The organism is Filifactor villosus, assembly GCF_042652965.1.
Lineage (GTDB): Bacteria > Bacillota > Clostridia > Peptostreptococcales > Filifactoraceae > Filifactor > Filifactor villosus.
The window spans coordinates 1-3,228 of the sequence record NZ_JBHSHL010000062.1; the positions used below are offsets into that span (position 1 = coordinate 1).

A 3,228-nucleotide genomic window follows, 5' to 3' on the forward strand; every position below is an offset into this window, starting at 1 on the left:
GCGTCGGGAGACATTGTGATTACCGAGCGACGAACTGCCCGGGGAAGTACTTCCCTTGGAAGGCTCTGATCGGCGCGTTGAAAGATCGGGGCAAGTTGACGGAAACGAAGAAGCCAAGTCCGGCAAAAAAGGTTTTGACTCCTTTAGGAGGAAAGTCCGGGATCACAAGAGAGCAGGCGATTCTTCATATCAACAAGGTCAACAGGGACTGCAAAATTTCGGTCAAGCTGTCGGAGTTCGTTGAGTATTATTTTACCTATTGTGAGAAGTACGGTGTTCGTACAGAACTCGCAATTGCTCAAATGCTTCTTGAAACGAATTATCTTCGATTTGGAGGTATTGTAAAGCCGGAGCAAAACAACTTCGCGGGGATTGGAGCGCTAGACGGAAACGGCAAGGGGCAAGCGGCAAAGTTTAAGACGGCAGCGCAAGGAGTGTTGGCACACGTTCAGCACTTATATGCGTATTGTTCGATTGGAGCGGTTCCGGCTCGTGAGTTGGTCGATCCTCGGTTCGGGTTAGTAAGAAGAGGCTCGGCTCCTTATTTGGAATATCTTTCTATTCCGAATAATCCGGGCGGAACGGGCTGGGCATCAGATAAGGAGTATGCGATGAAGATAAAAGATATTGCTCATAAAATGGATGGGATCAAAGTACAGAAGGAGCACTGGGGCGCGAAGTTCATCAGAGAGCTTCAGGAGAAGGGTATCATATCGGAGTCGCACGATCCGGACAGTAGGGTTACATGGGCGGAATTCGCTGCGGTTCTGAGTAAGGTTGTAAAGTAGTCAAGAAGGGGGGAGATACACTTGGAGGAATGGATCAAGAACTTGAGGGTAGAGGATCTGGAAAGCCCGTATGATGCCATTGCTGAAGAATTGGGGCTTGAGGCGGCATTTGTGATTGAGAAACTATTTCGAGGGCAACAGGTGTATTTTCCCTCGTTCAAAAAAGCGAATGCCACACGGATCAAAGAGATGATTTTGGAAGACTTCGATGGGTACAATTATGCAAAGCTGGCGAGGAAGTACGATTTTACCGAGCGGCATATTCGCTCGATCTGCTCCAAGTATGAGGAACAGGAGAAAAGTAAGCAACCGGACGGTCAGCTTGATATGTTTGATCCTTAGAAGGGAAGAGACGGTATCGTCTCTTTTTTTTATTGAAACAGTCGACAGGATGTAGTAATATAATAACAAATAACAATCATGGAGGGATGAGTATGGTTAAATACGTTGTTCAAGTGGTAGCCTTTGGGTGTTTGAGTACATATTTGCTTTTTTCGGCGATTATAGTGGCGATAGCAGCGAAGGATTTCGGAGCGTTCGAGTGGGGGTTTGTGGCAATTTTTGTCGGAGTTCCGGCGTTCTTGGATGTTAAATTGTATAAGGCGCTTAAGCGGACGCAACGAGAGAGAAGGTGTTCTCGACATAATGCTCGTAGAAATCAGAGAGTGATGCACAGGAACGACTTGAACATCGGAGCGGACTCAGAATGTGTAGGCGGTTTAGCAAAGGATATAAGTGTTATGGATGAGGTGGATCGTCTCTTTGCAGAGGCGCATGCTGACTGTGCGAATGAAACGTTACGAAGTGCAAACGAGGAGGAACGGACATTTGTTGCAGAACTTGTTCAACACATAAGACGAGCGAGAATATCAAGGAGTTTAAAGTTGGAGAGGCTTTCGGACAAAACATTGAATGTTTGGTTAAAGGGCATGGGATACATAGGAAAGATTAATGTCGGGAATGGAAGAAATTACATGCAACTCCCTCGTACGTTAGATAGGATGGATGAACAGAGAAATTTGAGTTTTGAGGAGTGTTTGTTTCATATTCCTGTGTGGATTACGTATATTCGAAAGTACTTGATGACAGACTGACAGTTGAACGCTTTCGGCTCTTGAACCATTCAAAATACAGGGATATAGAAATAAGATAAGATAAAGCTACATTACAGAAATGTGATTGTAGCTTTTTTATTTTTTTAATTTCAGGAGGACACAAAAATGAATATGGAAATGGTCTTATCGATGTTCAGCGATCTAGCGGTGACGATCGCGTTGGCGTTGGTTATGTTGTTATTTACAACAGCGAAGAAGTTTTTGCTTGAGAAGATCGCGCTGATTCGAGACGAGAAACAGCAGAATCTTGCGCTCAATGCCTTGAAGCGTATCGATGACATCGCGGAGAAGACAGTCAAAATGTTTGATCAGGTGGTAGTACAGGATCTGAAAAACGCATCATCGGACGGCAAACTGACAAAGGCGGAGATCGAAGACATTCAACGAAAGACATCGCTCGAAATCAATGCTCTGATGTCGAGCGACTTGAGAAAAGCGCTCGCGGAGACGGTCGGAGATGTGGATGTGTATATCAAAGCCTTGACGGAGGCGAAGGTTCTGGATCTGAAGAAAGATTTTATCACGATCTGGGAACTCGAGAGAGATTTGGAGACCTCAAACGGATTCGCGACCGAGGACGATACGGAGGCAATTATTCAGTAAAGGACAAGAGGATGAGGAAAGGACAATGCAGCTTTCGAGGAGCTTGCATTGTCCTTTCGCGTCTATCTTTATCCGACAGAAATGTAACATTCAGGAGGCAGTTATGGGATTTGATTTTAAACTGGGGGATTGTATTGAGCTGATCAAGAAGGTTCCTGATGAAAGTATAGACGCAATCATTACGGACCCACCCTACTTTATCGGCATTACACACAACTCTCAGAAGGGAGTATTTAAGGACCTGGCCATCTGTAAGCCGTTTTTTGCAGAACTATTTGAACAGTTCAAGCGAGTGCTGAAGCCGACCGGAAGCGTGTATTTTTTTAGCGATTTCAGAGGATATTCCTTCTTTCACCCACTTATGCAAGAGTTCCTGCCGGTCAAAAATATGCTCGTGTGGGACAAGATGTCGGGGTGGGGCAACTATTACTCATTTGCGCACGAACTCATTATATACGCGGTTGATAAACCGCACAGAAACGGAAAGGGGTTCGGACTCTCGGTGATTCGTATTCCGGGATTTGCCGCGGGCGCTAAGAAGCGTGACGGGGAGAAGGTTCATCCGACCCAAAAACCCACCGAGCTCATTGAAAAACTCATAACGGATAGCACGGACGAAGGTGATACGGTGCTTGACGTGTTCGCCGGATCGGGAACAACGGGAGTGGCATGTGCTCGATTGGGTCGAAATTTTGTCGGCTTTGAAATTGACGAGAAGTACT

The 3,228-nt window shown here is 45.8% G+C and carries 5 protein-coding genes; all 5 read left to right on the top strand.

Annotated elements, in window-relative coordinates; genetic code table 11:
• Window positions 1-788: glucosaminidase domain-containing protein (locus tag ACFO4R_RS11860; protein WP_379789422.1), on the top strand; the 788-nt coding region annotated here is incomplete at its 5' end.
• A 21-nt stretch (window positions 789-809) separates the two neighbouring features.
• Window positions 810-1,130 (top strand): Mor transcription activator family protein, encoded by a 321-nt coding sequence (locus ACFO4R_RS11865; RefSeq protein WP_379789424.1) that lies wholly within the window; start codon window positions 810-812, stop codon window positions 1,128-1,130.
• Window positions 1,131-1,222: 92 nt separating this feature from the next.
• Window positions 1,223-1,882 (top strand): hypothetical protein, encoded by a 660-nt coding sequence (locus ACFO4R_RS11870; RefSeq protein WP_379789426.1) that lies wholly within the window; start codon window positions 1,223-1,225, stop codon window positions 1,880-1,882.
• Window positions 1,883-2,008: 126 nt separating this feature from the next.
• Entirely contained in the window at window positions 2,009-2,506 is a 498-nt protein-coding gene (locus tag ACFO4R_RS11875; protein WP_379789428.1) for a hypothetical protein, read from the top strand.
• Between the two features lie 103 nt (window positions 2,507-2,609).
• The coding region (locus ACFO4R_RS11880) for a DNA-methyltransferase (protein ID WP_379787311.1) at window positions 2,610-3,228 on the top strand (619 nt) is incomplete at its 3' end.